This is a genomic window from Pseudomonas entomophila, from assembly GCF_029478665.1.
Classification (GTDB): domain Bacteria; phylum Pseudomonadota; class Gammaproteobacteria; order Pseudomonadales; family Pseudomonadaceae; genus Aquipseudomonas; species Aquipseudomonas entomophila_F.
The window spans coordinates 1-15,357 of the sequence record NZ_JARPQB010000005.1; the positions used below are offsets into that span (position 1 = coordinate 1).

The window sequence follows — 15,357 nt, forward strand, 5'->3', positions numbered from 1 at the left end:
TCGTGCGCCATCAGGGCAATAAGCTGATGCAGACCCAGGCCTGGGACCCGGCCGGGCGCTTGCAGGAGCAACTGCTGGGCAGCCATGACGGCCAGTCCACGCTGCTCAAGCGTCAGTACCGCTACGACGCTGCCGGCCAGCTGACCAATATCCACGACAGCCGTCGGGGGCCGTTGGAGTACCAATACGATCCCGTCGGCCGCCTGCTTAAGGCCACCAGCCGCTTGGGCGTGGAAACCTTCGCCTTCGACCCGGCCGGTAACCTGCTGGACCAGAAAACCCAGGAACTGAACCGCCCGCTGGAAGCCGATCCGCGTCGCAACAAACTGATGGACAACCTGCTGCGCGAATACGCCGGGACCCACTACCGCTACGACGAACGCGGCAACCTGATCCACCGCCTGCACAACGGTGCCCATGCGCACTTCACCTGGGACTTGTTCGACCGGCTAACGGGTTACAACGACGACAAGCTCAAGGTCGACTACAGCTACGACGCCCTGGGTCGTCGTCTGCACAAACACTCGGTGGCGCACTTCTGGGACCGCCCCGAAGCGGGAACTGGCTGGAATCAACTGCAACGGGCCAAGCGCCAGCGTGAACTCGGCTGCGGTTTCACCCTGTTTGGTTGGGATGGCGACACCCTGGCCTGGGAAAGCTCACCGCCGCGTGATGAGGGTGACACCGGGCGCACCGTGCATTACCTGTACGAGCCGGGCAGCTTCGTACCGGTCGCCCAGGCCCTGCGCAAAAGCCCGATCCGTCTGCACAAGCAACCAGACTGGAGTCAGCGCGAATACGACTTCGATCAGGATCCACTGTGGCACACCGAGGTAAAACCACAGGCGTTCGAGGCGATTGCCTGGTACCAGTGCGACCACCTTGGCACGCCGATGGAGCTGACCGACGAACAGGGTAATGTCGCTTGGGCCGGGCAGTACAAGGCCTGGGGTGAGGTCCGTGAAGAACGCTCGGCGTGGGCCAAACAACACGGCCTGGGCAACCCAATTCGCTTCCAGGGTCAGTACCACGACCATGAGACAGGGCTGCACTACAACCGATATCGTTATTACGATAATCACAGTGGCCGTTTCATCTGTAAGGATCCTATAAGCTACGCAGGTGGGCTTAACCTCTTCACGTATGCACCTAATGCAATACAGTGGATTGATCCGAGAGGACTTACTAAGAAAAAAGGCAGTAAAAATTTCGGCTCTGCTGAAGAGGCTGCTGACGCTGCCTTGGCTTCGGGTAGGGAGAATGGTGCAGCAGCAGAGTTAAGAATCAACGGTCGGGTCTACACTGGCGTAAGCAGTGAAGTGGTCGATCATTCGCCAGTAGTAACCGGGGCGCTTATGGGAACGCCATTGGAAGAACAGGCACCTTGGCATGGCGGGTGTGCCGAAATCGTGTGTTTAGATAAAGCATTAGAGGATGGTGTCGACCCTGCAGGTGGTAAGGCCAAGGCCGTAAATATCGGAAAGTCGGGGAAGGGACATGGAACCCACAAGCCTGCATGCAAAAGCTGTCGTGATGTAATGAAGCATTTAGGAGTGGAATGGGAATGAGCTTTGCTTACGGTGAGATTGTATGGCCTGAAGATGGCCGAGAGGCAAATATATTGCTAAGAGACTTTATGCTCAAAGCCCTCAGAGCAATTGGCTATAAGTTTCCTGAAGTGTTGCCGGATCCAATGGGTCTAGCTGGCAAGTATGTTTCATGTGAAATCGGGCAGCTAGAATGCACAGAGTTGGCTGCAAAATGGAGGGGGCAAATTGCAGGCGTGGCGGGAGTTAGAGATTTCCATAGTAAAGATGCACTGAGCGCCCGTTTGGCTATGCTATTGCTTAGTATTGATGAGTCTGACGATCAAGAGATGATGTCAGAGAAATTAAGTTGGTTTATGGAGTTTCTTCAATGTGGTGGTGAGAACTACAGGTTGGCGGATGAAATTCTAGTAAAACATTTTATCAGCTACGTAGAGAAGTGATTCCGCAGTGAAGTACTAGAAAAATGGGGCGAGTTTATTTCCACTGCTCTATAGCGGGTGAAATAAATGCGTCCTTTTTTTGCGGAACCTGATCGCGGATTGACTAATAAGTTATGCAGAAGTTGTGGCTTCATAATGCTTTAAGGTTCAAGTGAAATGAAATCGGAAAAAGTAGTGTGGCCTGATAGTTTGGTCGATTCTGTTTTTTTATACCGGCGTTTTATTTTTGATCTTCTGGTGGAAGGTGGCGTCGATTATAGTAGCTTTCTTTATAATCCGCTGAGCATGTTAATTGGGGATGCTGGGAGTGCATCTGGTGAGAAGTCTCGAGAAGAGGCAGTTTTTTGGTGGTGGAAATATGTCGATGATAATGGGTATATCAGAGATCTTGACTCGGAGATGTCAATCAGGGCCAGATTTGCAATTGAGTTGCTAACAGCCGTGCCTAAAAGCGTTGAGGATTTTTATGAGCTGAGGGAGCGATTTTCCTGGGTTCTACAATTCTCAGGTAAGCTGGGTATTTCTGATGATTTATTGTCTGAAGTTGTGGCGAAGCATTTTTTAATTGGTGGGTAAGTTGATTTAAAGTGCAGATATTCGATTGATGTAGAGTAAAAGGGGATGGGTCTATTTTTTTGCTGCTCTAAAATAGAGAAAATAGACCCGTCCCCTTTCCTAAGTTTTTGTGCGCCATGCTCGGTTGTAATTAAAAGACTTGGGATTAAGGATGGAGTAGAGTAATGCTTGATCAATATTATTATTCAAAGGCTGACGAACTTGAAGAGCTGGCAATAGATAAGCGAGTGTCTGCAAGCCATTTGGCTGCTTGGTATGCTGATTTTCTTATTGTCATGCATGACCGGCTTATGGTGCTCACGCCAAATCATATTGTCATGAATGACGTGAGGGCTCGCATTGAAGCTCTTCGTTTAGCTGGAGTGGATAATATTGATAAAGAGCAGCGCGATAGTTCGCTGGTTATGCTTTGGCGAGTGCACGATACGAAAAAGGCTGAGGATGAAGTACTGGCGGCATATGCTAGGGCAGCAATATGTTGCTTTGCTGGTGATAAAGAATGGGAAGAAAGTAATGCGGATAGTGAAACGCCTATATACTATCTTTTTCTTTACTTGGTTGTTTTTGGTTCGGAGGCTTTAGATAGGTTCTATGATTTTCTGAAAAATAAGATTGCTTGCTTTTGATTATTGCTAGGGAGTAAAAGGGGACGAGTAAAAGGGGGCAGATTTATTTTCCTGTTTTTGAGTGGTGAAAATAAATCTGCCTCCTTTCTGCGTCCTTCACTTCAGGATTGAGTCATGAAATTTGCTATAGGGTTTATCGTTTGGCCGTCGGGAGCTAGAGCCGCTAATTTGCTGTTGAAGTGTTTTATGCTTAAGGCCTTGGAACTATCGAGGATCAATTTGTCAGATGGCGAGATTGATCCTGCAGAAGTGGTGCGTGGCTATGTCGCTGGAGATGTCTCTGCGGCTCATTGTAAGAAGCTGGCAGCAGATTGGCTCGCTAGACTGGATTCGGTTGATAGGGTTCGCGAGTTTCAAGATAAAAATATTTTGCTAGTTCGTCTGGCTAACTCATTGCTTGATGTTGATGAGGGAGGGGTGATGAGTTATGCGGATGAATTGGGGTGGTTTATTGAGCTGCTAGGTTTTTATGGGGTTGATTATTACGGGGCAGTCAGGCCTATGATGGTCGAATATTTTTCTCCTTATTTGGGTGAGTAGTCTTGGAAAAAGGGGGCGAGTAAAAGGGGCAGATTTACTTTTACTACTCCAAATCAGAGAAAATAAATCTGCTTCATTCTTCCTCTCATGGATACTATAGTTTTCCTTAAGGTATATTTATGTGGCTAAAGTATGCATTGAATAAAATTAAGGTTGACCACATGTTTGGTGATATTTTAGATATGGAGGGTGCCGAGCTAGTCGGCTTTAAATTTCATGACGGCTCTTCAGTTTATTTCTCGTTCTTGATAGTAGGGGTTCCAGATAAGTGTCCCGAGAAATGGAAGGGGCATGGGTATAATGCCATGAGTGTCACGTTGAATTTTGGAGGGGTGAAAGAGTTTAGGTCGAATCTGACCAGGGTAAATTTTTGCTGCGTTCCAATAATTAATAGCTCGCCAGACGGTGCCTCTATTTCAATTGAGGCGCCTGATGCGTCGATTTTTTGTGAGTCTGAGTATGTGAGTATAGATGGGGTGACGCCATATATTGATATTAGATGGGATTGATTTGTGTGTAAAAAATATTTGAACGGGCGGGTTACTGGAGGTTGGCTAGTAAAAAATGGGTGTTTGTTTTTCCTCTTTTTAGTGGGAGAAATACAGTAAGAGGGGACGGATTTATTTGTTTTGTGTGCTTGAAAGCAAGATGGAGGCATTCGAGGATTATGCAATGGAAGAGCTTAATGAGTTTGCCAGTGCAGAAGATGCCTTTGATTACTTTTGGCTAAAACAGGTTGATGTTGAAAAGTTTTCTTCTATCAAGGGGGTATTGCCTTTTTAGGTGGCGGAATAAGGGTGTTAGGTAGGTCTTGTGGCCATGTTGCGGAAAAGCGTAATGTTAGAAATGGAGTTTTACTATGCTTAGGGCGCTAGATCAGTTGATGGTTGATAGGTTTGAGGAAGATTTTTTAAGTTCCGATCTGACTATTTATGATCTTTCTTCCTGTTTGGCAGGCTATTTAAAATGTATGTTGGTCTCGGGGTATGTCGATTTTCCTGATGGTGAGGTGAAACGCCAACTTGTTAGCCTCTTGGGCTCTGCTGAGCGGAAAGAATGGCCCGCGACTGAGACCCCTGAAAAAGAGAAGGCCAGAAAATATTTCTGGTTTACAGTGAATTTGTACAAAGGTGTGGATGATGTTTTATCGTCTTTCGCCAGGTGCTGTGTTTTTTGCGCGAACAATGATGAGGATTGGGCGGATCAATTGTTAGGCGAAGACACACCTTTTCTGCTGTATGCTGATGAGTTGGATAGAATGCGGGGTGGGGAAACAAAGGAGTTAGTGGCGTACTTTAGAGCGGCTTTGAGCTTGCCCGCTCCAATGTGAAGTGAGTGGAAGCTTTAGCTTGTGACTGAAGCGCAGTACCTCTGCCTGATTATGATTGACAGGTTTGTCGCCAAGTGGGGATATATGTATTCCCCAGTGTTATTGAGTTGCCATGATATTAAAGATTGGAATGACGCTTACGCTGTTCAATGGATGAAAAAGGAAGATCTTGTGGATGAGTTTACCGAGATAGAAATAAGGCTGAATCAGGGTGAGATCAATGCCTTGAAAAAAGCCTTGCGGTATTTGAAGTTTGAGTGCGAAGAGACAGGGTCTTTGATCTTTTCGGGTAGTCCTTTGATTAATTCGGCCTTTGATAAGTTGATAGCGGGTAGTTATTTGGCTGAGTGTGAGTTGAGGTTCTATGCTGAAGGAAATTCATATACTGAGGAATGCATGTTGGATAAGTTAAGGCGAAATTGGGAGTTTGAGGGGCGAGGTGAATTCGAGGACGGTGTTGACTCCGAGTATTTTAGAGAGTGTATTCGCCCTTATAGGAAATTATGAAATTGCTTTGGTTGAGGGACCGATAGTGAACAATACGCTCAGGAACAGCCCTGATAGTCTTCAGGATGAGGTATGCAAGCGGTATGGTGTGACGCCAACCGCTCCCGAAGCGCGAGTGGCTGTCGCGCTTGGCACGCTGAATGGATCTCCAATCTATGGCACTCGTATCCGAGGTGCGGAAGAGGGTGGGGTGAGTTGGTTTTTCCACTGCGGGGAATTTTCGGAGGCGGACGATTTCTACCAGGCACTTCATACCTATCACCTGAAAGAGGATTTGCCAGAAGTCGTCAAGTATCTTTACCTTCCTGAAGGTGCTTATTTTATTATTGACAGAAATGGATACGAAGACGTCTGGTTTGATGAGTAACCTCGCTTGGCGCGTGAGGGTGCAATATAATCCGTCCTGCTGTGGAGTGGGTAGCACCTTGGTTTGGGAAAGCGCTGCCCTATAAAGTAATGGATATCTATTTAAGGGATTGTAGAAGCATTTTATGGAAAAGGTAGAAGCATTTTCGGTCATCAAGGTTTTTGTCTCGGACCGAGGCCCTGTCTATGAGGAGCTTCCTGCGCTTTGGAAAGGCGAGGGTGTTTATGAGCTTTTGTCCTCCCCCGGTTTGGCGCTGAATCTCGCAAAAGGCGATTTGATTAACATCGAGGACCCCAACGCCCCAGCCGTGGTGATAAAAAGGGGTGGGAATTTTTGCATCAATTTGTATGCGGATCATATTGATGCGGATACGCTGTCAACGCTGGAGTCACAGGTAAACGTTCTGTTGAACGGTACGCTTGATGGTGTGTATAGGGGGAACCTGGCGTTCAGTGTTCCAGCGAGAAGTGGAAAGGAGAACATAAGGGAGGTATTTAACCGCTTCAAAGAAGCTACCGGGATTGAGTGGTACTATTCAAATATATATAAAAATTATAATGACCTTGATGATGACACGCTGCTGGATTGGTGGCTTGAAGCTGATTGACTAGACCTTGGGTGCTCACAGGGTCGTACGTTTATATCGATGTGGTTTGACAAGCAGTTGTAGTTCGTTAGTGTTCATGAGTTTTTGTATTGGGTGATATTGTCTGGCCGGTAGAAGGGCGGGAATCAAACGCTTTTTGATCGCGCATGCAGGCAGAGATTGAGCCTGTCTTGGGGGCGGAAAACTTTGGCCGATTCGTTGATTATTTTTATGGCTGAAAGCCGTGCGGGTCGCACGGGCCGGTGACAAGGGGATCTGAATGTCTAAATTGACCCACACCCAGGTATCGGGATGTGAAGTCGGTTCTTCTGAATCGCTGAGGCTGGATGAGGTAACCCTCCACGCATCACCTGAGGCCTTCAACGCCCTTGGGACGTTCTTGATCGAGGCTGCGCAGCGGATGGCTGTGGAAGGGCTGGAGCATCTGCATTGGCAGGATGTGATGGATGACTTCGACCCTGACCATCATGTGGACTTCATCTTGGTCAACGCCACCGTCACGGTTCCCACCGCCACCGACTGAGCCGCAGATTTCACAGGAAGGCCAGACGCATGTATCCGCTGCCAGGTGATGTTCCAGGAGGATGAGATGTTCAAGGAGTTGGTGTTCACGCAGGAAGCTCCGACGGAAAACGATGCTTACGCCGGTGGCGGCGCTTACTTGCCCACGACCCTGGGTTGGCCGACGTCCAGTGATGGCGAGCCATTGATGCATCTGCTGGCGTTGCCGAGCCATTGGTTGGGTGACGCCGCTGCCAGGTGCTGGATATCGATCTTCATCCCGGTACAGACGGAGGGTGTGCCTAACTACCGAGCACTTCGTTATCAGGATGGGCGTTCACAGGCGGTGGTGTTGAGGTACGCAAGGCACGTTGAACTGCGCCATGGGGCCGATGCAGGGGGCGACCCTCCCGGCAAAGTCGTGCTCGTGCAAGTCGATGAGTGTGATGACGACGAGAACCTGGCTTCCAAGGTGGGTGGCGTCGATGCCTGGCTGCAGGCCCCGCTCGAACTACCGGGCGCTTATAGAAGGCTTTCGCTGTATGGCGGTGATCTGGACATGTCCTTGCCTGGGCACAAAGGCCTGCTCTGCGATGGCATGGGGTATCTGCTGTTGAGCGATGCATTCGTTGCTGGCGATACCGATGGCGTCAACGGCTTCTTCCTGCAACTTGGCTAGGCGAGGTGTACCAGCAAGCCAATGGCGTTTGATGCGATTGCCTGGGAGCCGGTGTGATTCCCCCCCAGGCACCGCGACACTCAGTGAGTCATTCCCAGCTCGGCGTCATCCATCAGCGCCTTGGCCAGTGCGCTCAGGTAATACGAGGCCCAGAGCAGTTGCGGCTTTTCTTCCATGATCCCGGTGATGGTCAGGTCGCGCACGCAGCCCATCAGTTCCGAGGCCTGTTCACGGGCGTGCTGGCAGGGGATGCCGGGTTCGATGCAGAACAATGGGATGGTCTGGCCTTCGCCTTGGTAGAGCTTGGTTTTGCCTGTGGTGGTGTTGGGGGTGGTTTCGTCTGTTGTCATTGTTTTGTCTCCCTGGATTTTTCGGGGCCTGGGCGGGCCCTTTCGCCAGCAAGGCTGGCTCCTACAGGTGAAACGCAGCCCTTGGTAGGAAGCCGGCTTGCCGGCGAACAGGGCCGGCAAGGGCTTAGTGCAGCGCACCGGCATCTGTACCTGGCTCAACGCTCATTCGAGCAGCACGCGCAGCGATTCGACTTCGTGCATCGACGCCGTCATCAGGATCGTGGCGGGGGACTTGGGCTGGGCCAGTCCCGCCTGCTGTCAAACAAGAAGGCGGCAGCTGTACATGGGTTGACAGACCGGTAGGCATCCCAAAACCCGGCGCACACGAAGTGCCCCACGCACAGCCGCCATAAGGGCAAGCCATGGGAATGAACCTAGGTCGGCCTGTCAAAACCGGTCGCTGATTTCGCAGTGACCGGCCGAGACTAGAGGCCATCTGGGAACACCGCAATGGCTCGGAGGGGGGCGGGAGTATGTTTGGGAAATGGACTACAAGAAATCGGCTTAACCTGATTTTTTTTGTGGTTCGTGGAGGAGATCGGCGTTGTGGGCGAGAGGGCCAGCCACAGAATCTTCAGCGCCTATCAGATCGAGCGCCGCCCGCGCGGCGCATCGCGGATGAATCCGCTCCTACGTTTGTTGCAACGTGCCGCACCTGCAAGGCCATGGTTGCCAGCCTTGGCGCATGGCGTGAGCCGAGCGGGGCGGCGGCAGCACCAGCCGAAAAACCACAAGGCGGACAACCATGGCCTATCAGGCATGGCCACGGTAGGAGCGGATTCATCCGCGATGCGCCGCGCGGGCGGCGCTCGGTTTGCGCACCACTACAAATCCTCAGGCGGGCACCTGGTCGTCATCACCGACCCAACGGCTGATGACTCCGCATCCCCTCTCAGAACTCAACCGACGTCTGCACATACAACGTCCGTGGTTCCCCCACATACTTGCCCTTGTTGTTGTCATCGAACGAGCGGGTGTAGTACTCGCGGTTGAACAGGTTCTTCACCCCCACCGCCACCTTCAAATTCGACAACTGCGGCCCGAAGTCGTAGCCGGCACGGGTGCTCACCAGCATGTAGCCCGGAATGCGCCCGGTGCTGCCATCGGCGCTCTCGGCACCGGTGTTGGCGTTGTCGGCGTACTGGCTGCTCTGGAAACTGCTGTCCAGGTTCAACTGCCACGGGCCTTCGGTGTAACCCACGCCCAGCGTGCCTTTGTGGCGCGACGAGAACGGCACCTGGTTGCCCTTGTTCGGCCCATCCTCACGGATGGTGGCGTCGACGAAGGCATAGCCGGCGTGCACATCGAAACCGGCCAGGGCCGGGCTCAGGCCATCGAGGGCGTAGCGCACGCTGGTCTCGATGCCCTGGTGGCGGGTTTCGCCGCGGGCGATCACCGAGTCGTTGGTCTGGTTGCTTTCGTACTGGTTGTCGAAGTTGATCAGGAAGGCGCCGATCTCGGCCTGCAGGTCGCCATTGTCATAGCGGGTGCCGACTTCCCAGGTGCGCGCCTTCTCCGGCTTCACTTCGCCGCTGCTGACACGGTTGGGCATCTGGCTGTACTGCACGCTGCCGAACGAGCCTTCGGTGTTGGCATAGAGGTTCCAGCTGTCGGTCAGGTGGTACATCACGTTCAACGCCGGCAGCGCGGTGTTGTAGCTGCCCTGGTAGCGCTGGCCGTTGAGCTTGTTGCTCTGCTCGGAGTCGATCATCTCGTAGCGCACGCCCGGGGTGATGGTCCAGCGGCCGATGTCGATGCGGTCGTCCAGGTAGATGGCGTGGGCTTCGGTGCTGCCACGGGTGTCGCGGTCGTTGCGGCTGGCGGTGGTGGGCAGGGCGCCGTTGACCGGCTCGCGGAAGCGCAGCTCGTGGCCGGCTTCGTTGACGTAGCGGTAGCCGATGCCCAGCTCGTGCCAGCTGTCGCCCAGGGCCAGGCCTTGCGAGAAGCGGGTCTCGATGCCGCGGACCCAGTACTCGCGTGGCGACAGCGAGACGAAGCTGCCCTGGTCGAGGTAGCCGCTGCGCAGGGTCTTGGTGAAGAAGCTGTTGACGCTGAACTGGCGGTCGTCCTGCTTGTAGTCGTAGCCGAAGTTGAACAGCGTGCGGCGGCCCCAGAACTTGTCTTTCAGGCGGGTCGACTGGTACGGGTCGGCGTCGAAGTCGGCAGTGCTCAGGCCACCAGGCATTTCGGCTTCGCCCTCGTAGTACTGGGCCATGGCATGCAGGCTGTTGGCTTCGTCTAACTGCAGCTTGCCCTTGAGCATCAGGTCGTCGATCTGCGTGTCGCTGTGTTCGCGCCAGTCGCTGCCGCGGGTGCCGGAGTAGAGCAGGGCGCCGCCCAGGCCGTTGGCGTTGGTGCCGCCGATCAGCAGGTTGGCGCTGTTCTTCAGGCCATCCTGGCTGGACGACGGGCTGATCTGGTTCTGCATCGCCGCCTTGAAGGTGGCTTCCTCGGGGATGGCGCGGGTGACGAAGTTGACGATGCCGCCGACGTTCTGAGGGCCGTAGCGCACCGCGCCGCCGCCGCGCACTACGTCCACCGCGTCCATGTTGCCCAGGCTGATGGGGGCCAGCGACAGCTGCGGCTGGCCGTAGGGGGCGAAGGGCACCGGGATGCCGTCCATCAGCACGGTGGAGCGCGAGGCCAGGCGGGGGTTGAGGCCGCGGATGCCGAAGTTCAGCGCCAGGTCGTGGCTGCCGGTGCCGTTGTTCTCGGGGGCGTTGACCCCGGGGATGCGGTTGAGCACTTCGCGGGCGCTGCTGGCGCCGCTGCGTTCGAAGTCTTCGCGGCGGACCACGTCGCGGGCGCCGGGGTGTTCGAAGACGTTGTCCTGGCGGGCCTCGGCCAGCCAGTCACCGACCACGGTCGAGGCGCCCAGCTCGACGGCCGTACCGTTGCCGCCAGTGGGCTGCGGTTGCAGGCTGTAGGCGTTGTCGGTTTCCCGGCGGGCTTGCAGGCCGCTGCCGCGCAGCAGGGCGTCGAGGCCCTGGCCGACGTCGTATTGCCCCTCCAGGCCCGGGCTGTCCAGGCCCTGGGTGATGGCCGGGCTGAACGAGATCAGCGCGCCGCTTTCGCGGCCGAACTGGTTCAGGGCCTGTTCCAGGGTGCCGGGGGCGATGTGGTAGTCGCGGGGTTCGGCGGCCAGGGCGAACGGCGCGGCGAGGATCAGGGCGAAGGCGAGCGGGCTGGGGCGCAGGGGCATGGGGCGGAGGTCCTGTGACGAGGGGTTCTGCCTTCTCTGTCACGCGAGGGTCGGGAAATGGCTCATGTGAATGAAAAATTTTTCGCGTAACGCTCTCTGTAGGAGCCAGCTTTGCTGGCGAACCGAGCCAACGCAGGTCTTGGATCCGTGCGTGGGGCTGTTCGCCAGCAAGGCTGGCTCCTACAGGGGAGGGTGGCGCGCCTGTTCAACTGGTGGCGGCTTCCACGCTGACCCAGTAGCGGGTGAAGCGCCGCACCCGTACCGGCAGCGCCACTTCGAGCATGTCGAGGATCCGCTCGCTGTCTTCCAGCGGATACGAGCCGGAGATCCGCAAGTCGGCCACTCGCTCGCTGCAAGCGAGCTGCCCGAGCCGGTAGCGCGACAACTCGGCGAGAAAGTCCGTCAGGCGCATCTGCGACACCACCAGCATGCCGTCCACCCAGGCCGCGCGGTTGGGGTCCAGGGGCGCGATGGCCTGCCAGCCACCCAGGGCGAAGCGGGCCTGGTGCCCAGCCAGCAGGGGTTGGCCGGCGACGCTGGCCTGGCCGCTGAACACCGAGACCAGGCTGAAGCCGTCGAACTGGCGAACATCGAAGCGGCCCCGAGCCAGGTGCAGCTCGCCTTCGGCCGTGCGCACGCGCAGCGGGCGGGGTTCCTCGACCACGTCGAGCAGCAACTCGCCTTCCCGCAGGCGTACCAGGCGCTGTTGGCCATCGAAACGCACATCGGCGGCGCTGCGGGTGTTCAGGTGCAACTGGCTGCCGTCGTCGAGGCTCAGGCGGCGGCGCTGGCCCACCGGGCTGCGGTAGTCGGCCATCAGCCCGGGCAGTGGATTGTGCTGTTGCAGGCCCAGCCCGCTGGCACTGGCCACGCCCACCAGCAGCAGGGCCTTGAGCGCCCGGCGTCGGGCTGGGGAGGGCGGTGCCTGCAGGGTGGCGTGGACCACCGGCGAGGCCACGCCGCGCAGGCGCTGGTTGACCTGCTGGATATGCGCCCAGGCGCGCTGGTGCTCGCTGTCGGCCTGCAACCAGTGCTCCAGGGCCTGGCGCTGCTGCTGGTCGAAGGCGTCGCCTTGGGATTCGATCAGCCAGTGCACCGCCTGCTCGGCGATCTGCGGCGAGAAAGTGGTGTTCACAGGGCGAAGTAGCAGCGCAGGGCTGCCTTGTTCAGGTAGCGCTTGACGGTGGCCAGCGAGATGCCCAGCTCGCGGGAGATCTCGCCCTGGCCCAGGCCATCGACCTGGGCCAGCAGGAAGGCGCGCTTGACCAGCGGCGCCAGGCCGTCGAGCAGGCGGTCGAGTTCGAGCAGGGTGGCGAAGATGATCGCCTTGTCTTCTTCGCTCGGCGCCACTTGCTCGGGCACCTGGGCCAGCGCCTCGAGGTAGGCGCGCTCCAGCTCCTGGCGGCGGAAGTGGTTGCACAGCACGCGCTTGGCCACGGTGGCGAGGAATGCGCGGGGCTCGATCAGCTGTGGTGTCTCGCGGGCCTGGAGCAGGCGCACGTAGGTGTCCTGGGCCAGGTCGGCGGCGCTCTGCGGGCAGCCCAGGCGCCGGCGCAGCCAACCGGTCAACCAGCTGTGGTGGGCGACATAGAGGCCTTCGACGGTGGAAGAGAGGGCGCTGGACACCGATGCGACTCCGGCGCTGGCTAGCGCAACTGGAAGTAAGAATTGTTCGCATTGTATTCATGCGGCCGATGTTCGGCAATTGCTGGCGACGTAAGGAGGGTCGGGATGCTTGTAGGAGCGGCTTCAGCCGCGATGAAGCCAACACGATGCAGGGCACCCGCTTCGCGGGTGATCGCGGCTGAAGCCGCTCCTACAGGTCCGAAGGGGTTTTGCTTATGAGAATTGAAATCATTACTATTGCACCCCCATTCCCCGGACCTCCGCCATGACCCGCAAAGCCGCCGGCCTCCCCCTGAGCTATCGCCTGGCCGTGACCTCACGCAGCCTGGCCGCGCTGTTGGGCGGTTACCTGCTGGCGTCCATGGCCAGTGTCTGCATCACCCTGCTGGCACCCATGAGCCAGGTGGACGCGACCATGACCGGCATGATGCTGTCGTTCGTGTTCTACCTGCTGGCCTTCCTCTGGTGCTTCGCCTGCCGCAGCGCCTGGCGCGCCTGGCTGGGGGTGCTGCTGCCGAGCGTGTTGCTGGGGGCGATCAACGGCCTGGCCTACTGGATGAAACAGCCATGAAAGAAGGCTTCCGCCAGGCCATGGCCTGGCTGCACACCTGGACCGGCCTGATCTTCGGCTGGCTGCTGTTCGCGATCTTCCTGACCGGCACGTTGTCGTACTTCAAGGACGAGATCAGCCACTGGACCCAACCGGAAGTCCGCAGCCACGCGCTCGATCCCGCGGCCAGCCTGACGGCGGCGCAACGCTACCTGGAGGCCAACGCCGGGCACGCCAGCGGCTGGTTCATCCGCCTGCCCAGCGAACGCGAGGCAGCGCTGAGCGTCGGCTGGCGCGACCCCGAGGCCGGTGGGCGTCGGGGCTTCGTCAGCAAGACGCTGGATGCGCGCAGCGGCCAGGAAGTCGAGGCCCGCGACAGCCGGGGCGGCGAGTTCTTCTATCGCTTCCACTTCCAACTGCAGATGCCGCACCCCTGGGGCCGTTGGCTGTCGACCTTCTGTGCGTTCATCATGCTGCTGGGGCTGGTGACCGGGATCATCACCCACAAGAAGATCTTCAAGGAGTTCTTCACCTTCCGCCCGGGCAAGGGCCAGCGCTCCTGGCTCGATGGGCACAACGCCATCGGCGTGCTGGTGCTGCCGTTCCACCTGATGATCAGCTACAGCAGCCTGGTGATCTTCATGTACATGGTGATGCCGGCCAGCATCATGGCCAGCTATGGCGACAGCAACCGTTACTTCAACGATGTGTTCGGCCGCGACGAAGTGCCCAAGGCGGCGGCCCAGGCCGCGCCGCTGGTGCCGTTGGGTGAACTGTACGGCAAGCTGCAGGCCCAGGCGCCGGGCGCGCGCCTGGGCTTCATCCAGGTGCAGAACCCTGGCGACCTGAACGCCCGCGTCACCTTCAACCGCGCTTCGTCCGACAGCGTGGCCTACCGGCGCAGCGCCAACTGGACCTTCGACGGCGCCAGCGGCGCGCTGCTCACCCAGGGCGCGCCGGAAAGCGCGGCGATGTTGACCTCGTTCACCTTCGTCGGCCTGCACATGGGCAACTTCGCCGGGCCCTGGTTGCGCTGGCTGTACTTCGTCTTTGGCGTGGCCGGCACCGCGGTGATCGGCACGGGCCTGGTGATGTGGCTGGGCAAGCGCCAGCTCAAGCACGCCAAAAGTGAATGCATGCCGGGCGAGCTGCGCCTGGTCGAAGTGCTCAATATCGCCAGCATGAGCGGCCTGATGCTGGGCGTGGCGGCGTTCTTCTGGGTCAACCGCCTGGTGCCGGCGACGCAGGAAGGGCGCGCCGACTGGGAGATCAGTGGGTTCTTCCTGGCCTGGGGGCTGTCGTTGCTGCACGCGATGCTGCGCCCCGGACGCCGTGCCTGGGGTGAACAGCTGGCATTGGGCGCGCTGGCGTTTGCCCTGTTGCCCGTGCTCAACGCGCTGACCACCGGCCAGGGCCTGAACCACTCCATTGCCGTGGGCGACTGGGCCATGGCCGGTTTCGACCTGACCGCGCTGGGCTCCGGGCTGTTCCTGGCCTGGGCCGCGGGCAAGATGCTGCGCGCGCCCAAGCCGGTAGCCAAGCGTGCGCCGCGTGTCGCGAAAGCTGTGGAGGCGAGCTGATGCTGAGTGTCGCCCTGATCGGTTTCGCCGGTTTTGCCGGGCTGTGCCTGGCCATGGAAAAGCATTTCAACGAATTGCTCGGGCGCAAGCCCACGGCTGTTCAACTGCGCGTCTTGCGCTTCGGTGGCTGGGCCTTGCTTCTGCTGTCGCTGGTACTTGCTGTGTACGGGCGTGGCTGGGCGCTGGGGCTGGTGGAGTGGATCGCGGTGCTGATGGCCGGGGTCACCGTCTGGGTGTTTGGCCTGCCGTATCAACCTCGCCTGTTGCTGGGGCTGGCGGCGGCGAGCCTGGTGCTCGGGCCGGTGCTGGCCGTGCTGGCGGTGTGA

At 57.4% G+C, this 15,357-nt stretch carries 19 protein-coding genes; 15 read left to right on the forward strand and 4 right to left on the reverse strand.

Features of this window, described 5'->3' with window-relative positions:
- The 12 genes from P5705_RS03875 to P5705_RS03930 all read left to right on the forward strand — a co-directional run.
- A partial coding sequence (locus P5705_RS03875; RefSeq protein ID WP_277459643.1) for an RHS repeat-associated core domain-containing protein occupies positions 1-1,568 on the forward strand: 1,568 nt, incomplete at its 5' end.
- Complete coding sequence (locus tag P5705_RS03880; protein ID WP_277459644.1) at positions 1,565-1,990, forward strand: hypothetical protein; 426 nt, start codon at positions 1,565-1,567, stop codon at positions 1,988-1,990. The genes P5705_RS03875 and P5705_RS03880, both read left to right, overlap by 4 nt.
- A gap of 156 nt (positions 1,991-2,146) precedes the next feature.
- The gene (locus tag P5705_RS03885; RefSeq protein ID WP_277459645.1) at positions 2,147-2,566 is read left to right on the forward strand and encodes a hypothetical protein; all 420 of its coding nucleotides are present in this window, start codon (positions 2,147-2,149) and stop codon (positions 2,564-2,566) included.
- Between the two features lie 164 nt (positions 2,567-2,730).
- On the forward strand, positions 2,731-3,192 hold the full coding sequence (locus P5705_RS03890; protein WP_277459646.1) for a hypothetical protein: 462 nt from the start codon (positions 2,731-2,733) through the stop codon (positions 3,190-3,192).
- Positions 3,193-3,306: 114 nt separating this feature from the next.
- Positions 3,307-3,732: a hypothetical protein gene (locus P5705_RS03895; protein ID WP_277459647.1), complete on the forward strand. Its 426-nt coding sequence runs from the start codon at positions 3,307-3,309 to the stop codon at positions 3,730-3,732.
- 119 nt (positions 3,733-3,851) lie between these two features.
- Positions 3,852-4,241 carry an Imm50 family immunity protein gene (locus P5705_RS03900; RefSeq protein ID WP_277459648.1) on the forward strand — a complete coding sequence of 130 codons (390 nt, stop codon included), beginning with the start codon at positions 3,852-3,854 and terminating at the stop codon, positions 4,239-4,241.
- 350 nt (positions 4,242-4,591) lie between these two features.
- Positions 4,592-5,062, forward strand: a complete 471-nt coding sequence (locus P5705_RS03905; RefSeq protein ID WP_277459649.1) for a hypothetical protein — start codon at positions 4,592-4,594, stop codon at positions 5,060-5,062.
- A 21-nt stretch (positions 5,063-5,083) separates the two neighbouring features.
- Positions 5,084-5,569 carry a hypothetical protein gene (locus P5705_RS03910; protein ID WP_277459650.1) on the forward strand — a complete coding sequence of 162 codons (486 nt, stop codon included), beginning with the start codon at positions 5,084-5,086 and terminating at the stop codon, positions 5,567-5,569.
- 25 nt (positions 5,570-5,594) lie between these two features.
- Positions 5,595-5,936 carry an immunity protein Imm33 domain-containing protein gene (locus P5705_RS03915; protein WP_277459651.1) on the forward strand — a complete coding sequence of 114 codons (342 nt, stop codon included), beginning with the start codon at positions 5,595-5,597 and terminating at the stop codon, positions 5,934-5,936.
- 124 nt (positions 5,937-6,060) lie between these two features.
- Positions 6,061-6,543 (forward strand): DUF4265 domain-containing protein, encoded by a 483-nt coding sequence (locus tag P5705_RS03920; RefSeq protein WP_277459652.1) that lies wholly within the window; start codon positions 6,061-6,063, stop codon positions 6,541-6,543.
- Between the two features lie 259 nt (positions 6,544-6,802).
- Entirely contained in the window at positions 6,803-7,066 is a 264-nt protein-coding gene (locus P5705_RS03925) for an Imm32 family immunity protein (RefSeq protein ID WP_277459653.1), read from the forward strand.
- A gap of 66 nt (positions 7,067-7,132) precedes the next feature.
- A complete protein-coding gene (locus P5705_RS03930) occupies positions 7,133-7,723 on the forward strand; it encodes a hypothetical protein (protein WP_277459654.1) in 591 nt (196 codons plus the stop codon).
- Between the two features lie 80 nt (positions 7,724-7,803).
- Here P5705_RS03930 and P5705_RS03935 read toward each other — a convergent pair whose 3' ends face one another.
- The 4 genes from P5705_RS03935 to P5705_RS03950 form a co-directional block, all read right to left on the reverse strand.
- Complete coding sequence (locus P5705_RS03935; RefSeq protein ID WP_277459655.1) at positions 7,804-8,073, reverse strand: DUF3077 domain-containing protein; 270 nt, start codon at positions 8,071-8,073, stop codon at positions 7,804-7,806.
- An 892-nt stretch (positions 8,074-8,965) separates the two neighbouring features.
- On the reverse strand, positions 8,966-11,275 hold the full coding sequence (gene fecA, locus P5705_RS03940; RefSeq protein ID WP_277459656.1) for a TonB-dependent Fe(3+) dicitrate receptor FecA: 2,310 nt from the start codon (positions 11,273-11,275) through the stop codon (positions 8,966-8,968).
- Positions 11,276-11,480: 205 nt separating this feature from the next.
- The gene (locus tag P5705_RS03945) at positions 11,481-12,410 is read right to left on the reverse strand and encodes a FecR domain-containing protein (RefSeq protein WP_277459657.1); all 930 of its coding nucleotides are present in this window, start codon (positions 12,408-12,410) and stop codon (positions 11,481-11,483) included.
- Positions 12,407-12,901 (reverse strand): sigma-70 family RNA polymerase sigma factor, encoded by a 495-nt coding sequence (locus P5705_RS03950; RefSeq protein ID WP_277459658.1) that lies wholly within the window; start codon positions 12,899-12,901, stop codon positions 12,407-12,409. The genes P5705_RS03945 and P5705_RS03950 overlap by 4 nt, the downstream gene beginning before the upstream one ends.
- Positions 12,902-13,166: 265 nt before the next feature.
- Between P5705_RS03950 and P5705_RS03955 the strand changes: the two genes are divergently transcribed.
- The 3 genes from P5705_RS03955 to P5705_RS03965 are packed head-to-tail and all read left to right on the forward strand — an operon-like array spanning position 13,167 to position 15,357.
- Positions 13,167-13,472, forward strand: coding sequence for a DUF3649 domain-containing protein (locus tag P5705_RS03955; RefSeq protein WP_277459659.1), 306 nt, complete (start codon positions 13,167-13,169; stop codon positions 13,470-13,472).
- Positions 13,469-15,031 (forward strand): PepSY-associated TM helix domain-containing protein, encoded by a 1,563-nt coding sequence (locus P5705_RS03960; RefSeq protein WP_277459660.1) that lies wholly within the window; start codon positions 13,469-13,471, stop codon positions 15,029-15,031. Before P5705_RS03955 ends, P5705_RS03960 begins: the two co-directional genes overlap by 4 nt.
- The gene (locus P5705_RS03965) at positions 15,031-15,357 is read left to right on the forward strand and encodes a DUF3325 domain-containing protein (RefSeq protein ID WP_277459661.1); all 327 of its coding nucleotides are present in this window, start codon (positions 15,031-15,033) and stop codon (positions 15,355-15,357) included. Before P5705_RS03960 ends, P5705_RS03965 begins: the two co-directional genes overlap by 1 nt.

What these genes read in the sequence shown, in the direction of transcription:
- P5705_RS03880 (WP_277459644.1), top strand. Translation starts at nt 1,565, where the DNA reads ATGAGCTTTGCTTACGGTGAGATTGTATGGCCTGAAGATGGCCGAGAG.
- P5705_RS03885 (WP_277459645.1), top strand. Translation starts at nt 2,147, where the DNA reads ATGAAATCGGAAAAAGTAGTGTGGCCTGATAGTTTGGTCGATTCTGTT.
- P5705_RS03890 (WP_277459646.1), top strand. Translation starts at nt 2,731, where the DNA reads ATGCTTGATCAATATTATTATTCAAAGGCTGACGAACTTGAAGAGCTG.
- P5705_RS03895 (WP_277459647.1), top strand. Translation starts at nt 3,307, where the DNA reads ATGAAATTTGCTATAGGGTTTATCGTTTGGCCGTCGGGAGCTAGAGCC.
- P5705_RS03900 (WP_277459648.1), top strand. Translation starts at nt 3,852, where the DNA reads ATGTGGCTAAAGTATGCATTGAATAAAATTAAGGTTGACCACATGTTT.
- P5705_RS03905 (WP_277459649.1), top strand. Translation starts at nt 4,592, where the DNA reads ATGCTTAGGGCGCTAGATCAGTTGATGGTTGATAGGTTTGAGGAAGAT.
- P5705_RS03920 (WP_277459652.1), top strand. Translation starts at nt 6,061, where the DNA reads ATGGAAAAGGTAGAAGCATTTTCGGTCATCAAGGTTTTTGTCTCGGAC.
- P5705_RS03925 (WP_277459653.1), top strand. Translation starts at nt 6,803, where the DNA reads ATGTCTAAATTGACCCACACCCAGGTATCGGGATGTGAAGTCGGTTCT.
- P5705_RS03930 (WP_277459654.1), top strand. Translation starts at nt 7,133, where the DNA reads ATGTTCAAGGAGTTGGTGTTCACGCAGGAAGCTCCGACGGAAAACGAT.
- P5705_RS03935 (WP_277459655.1), bottom strand. Translation starts at nt 8,073, where the DNA reads ATGACAACAGACGAAACCACCCCCAACACCACCACAGGCAAAACCAAG.
- fecA (WP_277459656.1), bottom strand. Translation starts at nt 11,275, where the DNA reads ATGCCCCTGCGCCCCAGCCCGCTCGCCTTCGCCCTGATCCTCGCCGCG.
- P5705_RS03955 (WP_277459659.1), top strand. Translation starts at nt 13,167, where the DNA reads ATGACCCGCAAAGCCGCCGGCCTCCCCCTGAGCTATCGCCTGGCCGTG.
- P5705_RS03960 (WP_277459660.1), top strand. Translation starts at nt 13,469, where the DNA reads ATGAAAGAAGGCTTCCGCCAGGCCATGGCCTGGCTGCACACCTGGACC.
- P5705_RS03965 (WP_277459661.1), top strand. Translation starts at nt 15,031, where the DNA reads ATGCTGAGTGTCGCCCTGATCGGTTTCGCCGGTTTTGCCGGGCTGTGC.